Source organism: Paraburkholderia sp. EB58 (assembly GCF_050436665.1).
Lineage (GTDB): Bacteria > Pseudomonadota > Gammaproteobacteria > Burkholderiales > Burkholderiaceae > Paraburkholderia.
The window spans coordinates 19102-27780 of the sequence record NZ_JBNDMQ010000062.1 but is presented as its reverse complement, the minus strand read 5'-3'; the positions used below and the strand labels follow the sequence as shown (position 1 = coordinate 27780).

At 59.7% G+C, this 8679-nt stretch carries 6 protein-coding genes; 1 reads left to right on the top strand and 5 read right to left on the bottom strand.

Going from position 1 to position 8679, the window contains the following annotated elements; genetic code table 11:
* Nucleotides 1-568 precede the first annotated feature (568 nt).
* Complete coding sequence (locus P3T40_RS42925; protein WP_429273737.1) at nt 569-1057, top strand: cache domain-containing protein; 489 nt, start codon at nt 569-571, stop codon at nt 1055-1057.
* 341 nt (nt 1058-1398) lie between these two features.
* Here the strand turns inward: P3T40_RS42925 and P3T40_RS42920 are convergent, their stop codons facing one another.
* The 5 genes from P3T40_RS42920 to P3T40_RS42900 all read right to left on the bottom strand — a co-directional run bounded on the left by P3T40_RS42920 (nt 1399) and on the right by P3T40_RS42900 (nt 8537).
* Nucleotides 1399-2415 carry an alpha/beta fold hydrolase gene (locus tag P3T40_RS42920; RefSeq protein ID WP_429273736.1) on the bottom strand — a complete coding sequence of 339 codons (1017 nt, stop codon included), beginning with the start codon at nt 2413-2415 and terminating at the stop codon, nt 1399-1401.
* Nucleotides 2416-2428: 13 nt separating this feature from the next.
* On the bottom strand, nt 2429-4132 hold the full coding sequence (locus P3T40_RS42915; RefSeq protein ID WP_429273735.1) for an amino acid ABC transporter permease/ATP-binding protein: 1704 nt from the start codon (nt 4130-4132) through the stop codon (nt 2429-2431).
* Between the two features lie 59 nt (nt 4133-4191).
* Complete coding sequence (locus P3T40_RS42910) at nt 4192-5043, bottom strand: ABC transporter substrate-binding protein (RefSeq protein ID WP_429273734.1); 852 nt, start codon at nt 5041-5043, stop codon at nt 4192-4194.
* Nucleotides 5044-5119: 76 nt separating this feature from the next.
* Nucleotides 5120-6022: a polysaccharide deacetylase family protein gene (locus P3T40_RS42905; RefSeq protein WP_429273733.1), complete on the bottom strand. Its 903-nt coding sequence runs from the start codon at nt 6020-6022 to the stop codon at nt 5120-5122.
* A gap of 139 nt (nt 6023-6161) precedes the next feature.
* Nucleotides 6162-8537, bottom strand: a complete 2376-nt coding sequence (locus P3T40_RS42900; protein ID WP_429273732.1) for an acetamidase/formamidase family protein — start codon at nt 8535-8537, stop codon at nt 6162-6164.
* Between the last annotated feature and the right edge of the window lie 142 nt (nt 8538-8679).

Genomic DNA, 8679 nt, shown 5'->3' with positions numbered 1-8679 from the left:
GACACAACATCAGCGCCCATACCGCATCCCGCCTGGCCGCGCATACTGCAATCCCGCCGCGCATCCTCACACATCAATCGCCATAGCCCGAAAGCCCCCCTTGCATCGGGGCACCCCGCGGTTTCCTCCCTTCGGGTTTATTCAACGCCTGCCCGCACGCGCCGGCGCGCGCTTCCCGGCCCGCAGACATGGGCAGGCGTCGAACAAACCTTAAGATGAGCAGGTGGCAGCGGTCGTCGTCACAACGACTCAAGTTGCGACTAAACGGACGTCCGTTGTGCCTTGAAAGCTGCCCCATGTGTCGCACTGGGTCGACCGGCCGCAGTGGGTCGACTCGAGAAGTTCAAAGTACCAGCGGCTCGGAAGTTCGAGTTACCGAATTCGCATGCCTGAACTCTCCGATCTGTGCACATGCGCGAACGTCCTTTATTACGTCGCCTGTAAGATGCGGGAAAACAGTTCTGGGCTGGCTGCGCTTCGTGACCTAATCTTTCAATGCAGGTCGGCGCCTGTCTTCCATAATCGCTCATCGCTGTGGTGCCGAACTCAATGTTCGGAGGATTACGCCATGAACATTAAAGGCCTCTTTATCAGCATCTTGTTACCGGCTGGAATGTTCTGTTCCCCGCCGCAAGCAATATCTCAGTCATATCCTCTGACGTCCGAAACGACAAAACAGACCGTAGCGCTCGTCGACAAGGCGGCCGCGTTGATAGATAGCAAAGGTAAGGCCGCGTTTGCCGAATTCAGAATCAAAGATAGTGAGTGGTTTCATGGGGATACTTATCTGTTCGTCTACGATTTGAACGCAAACGTCCTGTTCAATCCGGCCTTCCCTGCTCGCGAGGGCACGAACGTCCACGGACAGAAAGACACCAACGGCAAACTGTTTCATGACGCGATGATCCGGACGGCCGAAACGACGGGTTCCGGCTGGGTCGACTACATGTTCCTGAGACCGGGGCAGACTCAGCCATCGCATAAATGGACTTACGTGCAAGCAGTCAAGATAAACGGTGTGCCAGGCCTGGTAGGTTCGGGCTTCTATTCCGAGTAGGTTAAGGCCGGCGGAGTCACGAGAATTTCCTGGTTTCGCCCTGCTCCTGAACACGTTCGAAACGATCATCGCGCTCAGTCGTAAGATGCAATGCGGCCCAGAAGCCGCCGATCGAGGCCGGCATCCAGCTTGAATAGCCAAGGTCTCGTCCGCCTTCGCTCAATGACCGGTTTCTGGTGAGCAAATTGCCAGTGGCACCGCCTCAACCCGGCCAGGAACGGTCCTTCAGAATCGGTTCGGGGACGTCCGTTCATGAGAGGCGAGCCGCCGTTCCCAAACTCGCGCCAAACCATGCAAAAACAATCTGGCGCAAGCAGGACCGAACGCAAAAAAACTGACCCCTACATAGCCAAAATTTCCCTCACTGCACCATCGATGAACTTAACATCGACAGCATTGGCCGCAGGCCCGCCCGCAAAGTGCCCCCAAACCGACTCGATAGGCCGCAACTGTGCATTGGGCATCTTCGAAACTTCGTACTCGCTATCTTCCGGCGGAAAATACAGATCCGTGCGCCCAGGCATCACAATAGCCTTTGCGGTGATACTGCCCAACGCCTGATCGAAATCTCCCTTATAAAGCGGATTCGCTGAAATGTCGCCGTACTGCCAGCTCCACATCATCGACAAGATATTGTTCGCGTCCTTCTTCAAGAAATCGCCCTCCCAGAACTGGGTAATAAAGTCCTCGAGAGAACCATATCCCATCGATTCCATGTCGAGCCGTTGACGCAGGAACGCCTGCGAAAACCCCCACCCGGCAAACACACGCGCAGCAGCGCGCATTCCACGCGTCGGCGGTGCATCGTAGAAACCGTCTTTGAACCCTGGGTCCAACAGCAATGGCGCCTTAAGTCCTTCGATAAACACAAAGTTGTGCCGCGAGCATCGCGCCGCCCCGCAAAACGGCAGAATGCGCTCGACCATATCCGGATACATCGCGGCCCAATGGAACGCCTGCATCGCGCCCATCGACCAGCCGGTGACGAGCCTGAGCGACTCGATGCCAAACTTTTCGGTCACAAGGCGATATTGCATCGCGACATTGTCGTAGAGCGTCACATGCGGAAAGCGGCCACGATCATAAGGCGGCGGATTGTTGCTCGGCGAACTCGATACGCCGTTGCCAAACATATTCGGCACAATGATGAAGTACTCCCGCGGATCAAGCCCCATGTGCTCGCCAATCAGCCACTCATTGTCGACATGGCTGCCGCTATAAAACGTCGGATAGACAATCGCGTTGTCGTGCGCTGCATTCAGCCGGCCATACGTCCTGTAGCTGAGCAGCATGTCGGGCAGCGTCGCGCCGGACTGCAGCACGACGCGGCCAAGATTGAAAGTTTCGAAGTCCGTCATTTGAGCCTCATATTTAATTGGCGACGACGTTAAGGAATTTTCGGGTGCGCTCGTGAGTCGGGTTGTCGATGACCTGTTGCGGCGTCCCTTGCTCGATCACTTCGCCGCCATCCATGAAGACGACGCGGTCGGCGACATCGCGGGCAAAGCGGATTTCGTGCGTGACCACGACCATCGTCATGCCGGCATCGGCCAGCCCGCGCATCACGCCAAGCACTTCACCGACAAGTTCTGGATCGAGCGCCGAAGTAGGCTCGTCGAAGAGCATCAACTTGGGCTTGATCGCGAGCGCACGTGCAATCGCCACGCGCTGCTGCTGTCCGCCCGATAACCGGTGCGGCAGAAAATCCGCATGCTCGGCCAAACCCACGCTCTTCAACAGCTCGCGCCCGAGCGCTTCCGCCTCGGCGCGCGGCACGTCATAGACCTGCCGCTGTGCTTCAACGATATTGTCCAGCGCACTCAAATGACTGAAGAGATTGAAATGCTGGAACACCATGCCCACGCGCGCTTCGGCGCGTGCACGTGCGAGGTTGTGCAGGGGCCGCACCGTGCCGCCGCCGCCCGGTACTTCGCGATAACCCACATACTGCGAATCGACCTTGATCGTTCCCCAGTCAAGCGGTTCGAGATGGTTGATGAGCTTGAGCAGCGTGCTTTTACCGGAACCGCTTGGGCCGAGGATTACGACCACTTCGCCATGCGCGATCGACAGGTCGACGCCGCGCAAAATCTCGCGCTTGCCATACGATTTCCAGACGTTCCTGCACGCGACAAACGGTTCATCGCGATGCCGCGGCGTGCGACTTTCGGCAGGCAGCAGCGTACCGATCCATGCGTGATCGTTCGCCTCCAGTTCTTTGGCGGCGACCGGCAAAACAATCGGTGCGTCGAGAGGTTTCACATCACGCGTCGATGCGCGCAGTCCGAACCACGAGAACGTGACCTTTCGGTCGCGCTCGTGATCGAAGATGCGTTCGAACCACACCTGAAGCAATGAGATCCCGCTCGTCAGGACCAGATAAATCACCGCCGCCGCGCCGAACACCGTAAAGAACTTGAAGTTCTGCCCTACGACCTGTTGCGAGCGAAACGTCAGCTCGTTGACGAAGATCACCGACGCGATCGACGTTAGCTTCAACATGCCGATGGTGTCGTTGGCGAGACCCGGGATCACCGCGCGCATCGATTGCGGCAGGATAATGCGGCGTAACGTCAGCAACGGTCCCATGCCGAGTGCGGCGGCCGCGGTCGATTGCGAGCGGTTCACCGACAGGATCCCGGCACGAAACAGTTCAGCGCTGAACGCCGCCTCGTTCAATGCAAAGCCGATAACCGCAGTCGTGACTTCATCGAAACGCAAACCGATCAGCGGCAGCGCGTCGAAGATGAATACGAGTTGCAGCAGTTGCGGTGTGCCGCGCACGAACCAGATATAACCCCACGCCGCTGAGTTCAGGACCTTGAACCGCGACAGCCGCATCAGCGCAAGACCGAGCCCGAGCACCAGCCCGATCGACATCGCTATCAGCGTGATCTTCACCGCGATCCATGCGCCGCCGAGCAGGAACGGCGAGCCAACATAACCGGCCAGCTCCTTGAAACCGTCGAGCACCTGAACGCCATCGAGACCGGCGGCCATCGCCGGCTGCAATACGAGCATGGCAACCATGCCGAGGGCGCCCACGATCTTGTGTTTGATACGCAATGCCTTCATTTCCGAACCTGATTCATGACGCTGCCGGCACACGACGCGGTGTGCCGCGCAGGCAGCCTTTATTGAGTAAGCAGTGTGGTCGGCGTTTCCAGCGACGGATCTACGCCGTACTGCTGAAAGGTCTTCTTCTGCGTCTGATTGGCCTGCATGATCTTGAGTCCGTCGGATACGGCGGCGATCATATCGGTGTTGCCTTTGTTCACGCCCACGCCGATCTTCATGCCGCTCGTCACCATGAAGCCGCGCGTGTAGAGTTGTGGGTTCTGTTTCGCGAGACCGTCGACGAGCGCCAGGTCGTACATCATGACATCGGCGCGATGGCTTGCGACGAGGCGCGCGCCTGACGCGATATCGGCGGACGTCATGATGGTCACATCAGGCTTGTTGTCCGCTTTGCATTTGGCGGCTTGCGCTTGCGCCATCGTCAGTTCGACGGTGCCGATGCCTGCCGTGACCGTGAGGCCGCATAGCTTGGAGATGTCATCGATCTTCTTGGGGTTGCCAGCTGCCACCAGACCGCCCGTGCCCGCCTGCATATACGTGACGAAGCTCGTCTCTTTCGCGCGTTCCGGTGTGTAGTACAGCAAGTCCCACATCACATCGATCTGTCCGGCACGCAGTGCGGGCAGCAAGCCCGGCCAGCCAGCCGTGAAGAATTCCGTCTTCACGCCGGCGCAGGCGAACACGGCGCGGGCCATGTCGGCATCGGCGCCGATGATCTTGTTGAAATCCTTGCTGTCACGAAACGCATACGGCGGCGACTCCGGGTCCACGCCGATCTTGATGGTCTTGCCCGCAAGCGATGGATATTTCTGGGCCACCCTGGACGGTTCGCACGATTGCGCTGACGCGCCTTGTGCGAGGAGGAGGCCGGTGACTGCGCATAACAGCAGCTTGATTGCCTTTGACATGAACATGGCGAATCCTGTTGAGGTTGAACGAAATGGAAGCAGAAGAGGCGGTACGGCGAAGTGAGAATGAAGTGATCTAACGGCCGAGGAAGTCCATGTGGCTTGCAATCGAACCCGGCGTAGTGATGCAGATCCGGCCTTCGTCGCGCGCGCGGGCAATATGCTCGAGCGTCCGCCGCAAGTGACACAAACGATGCGGCTGTCCCATCAGGTACGCATGCAATGCAATGCCCATCACCAGCGGCTCTCGCGCGGACTGCCGCAGCATTTCCTCGAAGTGATCAATCACCAGATCGGCGAACGACTTCGCGTCCATCTGGCGCGCAAGGATCATCGGGATATCGTTGACTTCTTCCGGATACGGAATCGCCCACAGCGGCTGGCCGTTGCGGGTATGCAGGCGCGTGGGCTGATCGTCGTGACACCAGTTGAGCGTGTACTGGTAACCCGCTTCGGCCACGAGATCACTGGTGACATGACTCTCCGAGAGCCACGGCGATAACCAGCCCCCTGGCTGCTGCGCGCTCTCCGCCGCGATTCGCTCGCGACATGCCACGATCAGCGCGCGTTCGTCGTCTTCAGTCAGTGTTCCTTGTCGTTCCGAGTTCGTATGGCCGTGCGCGACGAGTTCATCGCCGCGCTGAGCGAACGCGGCGACCAGCTCAGGGCAGTGATCGTAGAGCGCCGTGTTAATGATGGCCGCGATCGGCAGCGCGAGTTCATCGAAGAGATCGAGACAACGCCATGCGCCCACGCGCAATGCGTACTCACGCCACGCGTGATTTAGCACATCGGGTTCGGGCATCACCGGACCGATAGTCGGCCCGAGTCCTTCGCCGAACGCAAAGTGCTCGATGTTGAAGCCGATGTAGACCGCTAGCCGGGAACCGTCAGGCCAGCGATAAACCGGACGGCCGTTGATCGGCGAATAGCGAAAGCGCCCGTGGCCGGGCAGCACGCGATGTGCGGGAGAATCCATGGTCCAGTGAGTCCTGTCGATCGGCGCGTACGCCTGTGTTCACGTCAGAACCCATGGTAGGGAAGCCAAAATAGCCGCATCGAGCTTGCTGCGAACAAACTCTTGTACGCATGCGCATTGAAGGGCACCACTCGCTACTTCACGCGGTGAAGAGCGACTTCCGGATGATCGCGTGCACCCCCCAGTTGCCGTCTACCACCTGCGTCACGCCGAAGTCGACTGCGACCGAGATCAGCGAGATCGCCTCATCTTCGGAAAGGCCCTTGGTCGTCATCAGGAAGCGCCGTGTTTTGATGAACGCGTCGCGCATCGCGAGATCGAGGGTCGATTTTTCATACACGGCGCTTTGCGCGCTTGTGCCGAACTCGGCCAGATAGTTCGGATAGCTGAAGCCGTGAAGTACCCATTCGTCGGCGGTTTCGACCAGTGGATAGGTGAGGTCCGCAAACGCCTGGCCGCAAAGCGCCTCTTTTTTGTGAACCACAAGTTGAAAGTCGCCGGTGAGCGAACACTCGATCGCAGTGCCGCACAGTTCTGAGTCTCCTTGCGATGCATGCGGGTCGCCAATGGAGAGCAGAGCGCCGGGCACCCCGACTGGCAAGAACACGCTCGTTCCGCGCGTCACGCGCCAGTTGTCGAGATTTCCGCCGAAGGTCGACGGCGGAATCGAATCGATCAGACCATCCTGCTGCGGCGCGACGGTGATTACGCCGAAGTGCGGACGCACCGGGATTTTTACGTTCTTCAGGATGTCGTGATTCTCGACGACTGTTGAATGATTGACTGGCACACCGGGATAATCGATCGTGGGATGCATCACGCCAAAGGGATCGCGCTGAGGTGTCCAGCGGAAGTTATAGACCGCGCGCGCGCAGGCGGTTTCGTCGGCGTCGGCGTCGGCGTCAAGTTCGTAAATGGTGACGACCTCGCGCGGCTTCGGCTCGGTCAATAACTCGCGATAGTGGAAGCCCCACCATGCAGCGGCATTGCTGCCGAACGCGCGGCCGGCGAATTTCGGATTGGCGCAACGGCGTGGGTGAATGTCGAGAATGCGCACTTCCAGCACATCGCCGGGTTCTGCGCCGCGCACGGCAATCGGTCCGGTACAGATATGCACGCCGAAGCCTTCTCCCGCGCCACGTCCATAGATGGACGCGTCCATGGGACCCGCGCCGCGGCGGTTGACGTTCTTGCGCGCGGCAGTCCAGTGGAATACGCTTTCGGCGCCAGGATCACCCTGCACCATGCGCTCCCAGTCATCCGCCGCGTGTTGCGTGAGTGTTTCGATCGTCACCGTGTCGCCGCTGTTCAGTTCGAGCACGGGCTTGAGATCGTGACTGAAGTAACCCCAGTGAATCGTGTTGGCCGTTGCGCGCAACAGATGATGACGCGGCTTGCCGGACTCGCGCGGCGGTGGTGCCGAAGGCGCTTCGGTCTGCTCTGCGCAGCCGGCCTCGTCCGCGACTTCATGAACCGCCCCCTGCTCCGCGAGCTGTGCATGCACGAGCAGATTCCCGGCATTGACCGGCAAGCCGCGCGAGATTCGCCGCACGAGATGGCGCGCTAATTCAAGTCCCGCTTCATGCCGGAAAGTGCGCGGCGACGCGCCATATTGCTCGCGAAACGCGCGGCTGAAATACGCGGGATCGTTGAAACCCCAGCGGAAGCAGACATCGGCAATCGAAACCTTTTCATACAGCGGATTGACCAGATCCGCGCGGCAGCGCTCCAGCCTGCGTGAGCGCAAGTACGTCGAGAAATTCTGTCCAACCGCTTCAAACAGCTTCTGCAGATAACGGGGCGAGACGCGCTCTTCTTTCGCTATGGATGTCAGCCCGAGATCGGGGTCGGCGAGATTGCCTTCGATGGTTCGACATACGCGCGAAAAGAGCGAGGCCTGAGATGGCGTGAGGCCGCTGAAGCTGCCTTCCTTGTCGTGACCGGCGAGACTCGCGACCAGGAACTCCGCGAGCGCGAGTTCGAGGGGACGCAGATCGTCGAGTGACAACGTCTCCACGCTTTCAGCAATCGATCGCAGAAAGCCGGAGAACACGTGACCGATACCGGCTTCGCCCGGCAAACGCCCGGCACGCAGTGAGAACGGCGTAAGAAGGCGTGCGTTGATGGCCGAGCGGGGCACGCGGATCACGAATGCGCGGAAGTCGGACGTGAACGACAGGCGCGCTTCCTCGCGCGACGAAGCATAAACAATATCGCCGGTAGCAACCCGCGCGCGCACGCCGTCGGCGACGAGCGTCACGCCGCCGTCGAGATGCAGCATGACCACGAGACTGTCGGCGCCGTCGACCTTGAGCTCGATGGTTTGCGCGAACGCGGCCACCGCGATCAGCTCAAAGCCGTTGCTCGACTTGCGCGACTTGATGGTTCCATGCAAGTGGCGTGCGGCTGCCTGAGGCGCGCCGCAGCGCAGGCCAAGCCGCTCGAGCGCCTCGTTCCACGCTCGCAGGCGATCTACTTCGGCGTACGACTCGGTGGTGAAATGCATTAAGTCCAACCCAGGCTCCCGGACTCTGACGAACGTCAGTCGAGTGAGTCAAACGCAATGTCCGTGCCATCGATAACAACGCCGTTAGCGCTGCCGCGCTGCGCTACGACGGTGCGTGGACGCACCGCTACCGCGCCGCACTACAACTGTG